Genomic DNA, 648 nt, shown 5'->3' on the forward strand with positions numbered 1-648 from the left:
TTTATCATACGAAAATGCCATGTCGAAAAGTTGTTAACAAACGCGATGTCTCCCGGTATGCTTTTTTACCTGTGTTGGACATGGGGAAGCATATCAGGAGGCATTTTGTTTTTGTTATGATGGATACCCTCACCGGAATGGCCTTTGTTTAGCCTCCTGATATGTTTTTCTGAGTTCACGGCAGGGAAAATTTTGGGGAAACTCCGTTTTTTTTGGCTAGGAGCGTATCGGACACGCCCACCTTCGGGGGTCCCGCATGCGTCACGGTGTTTCACACCGTGGGCGCTAATTTTTTCGTCGTGGGGGACAAGGGGGGGAATTCTTTGGGGTTTTTAGAAGCGCGCGTCTGCGCCGCGCGACGGCAAGATCAGAATTGCCGGTAACGCGTACACTCCATTTCGACAGAAGAAATCCGTCCGCTATTGCTTCCCGTGGCATGACGATGAGCGGAGCGGCAGGCCGGGCGGCAGAGGGAAGACAGGCGGCAGCCTGGATGGGGGCCGCGCGGTCTGATGCGGAGCGGGCTTGGGGTATCGTCACGAAAGCATCCGGTTCCCACGTTCCCGCATCCACTTGTTTCTGACTAAACAAATAGCGGAGCAATGAACTTATTTGTCCGCCGCTCGCTGTTTGTTGTTCGCTTTAAAA

General features: G+C 52.9%; 1 protein-coding gene. It reads left to right on the forward strand.

What is annotated here, in order from left to right; translation table 11 throughout:
* Positions 1-373 precede the first annotated feature (373 nt).
* Positions 374-583, forward strand: a complete 210-nt coding sequence (locus ALO_RS22130) for a hypothetical protein (RefSeq protein ID WP_139025404.1) — start codon at positions 374-376, stop codon at positions 581-583.
* Positions 584-648: the final 65 nt, after the last annotated feature.

The organism is Acetonema longum DSM 6540, from assembly GCF_000219125.1.
GTDB classification, from domain to species: domain Bacteria; phylum Bacillota; class Negativicutes; order Sporomusales; family Acetonemataceae; genus Acetonema; species Acetonema longum.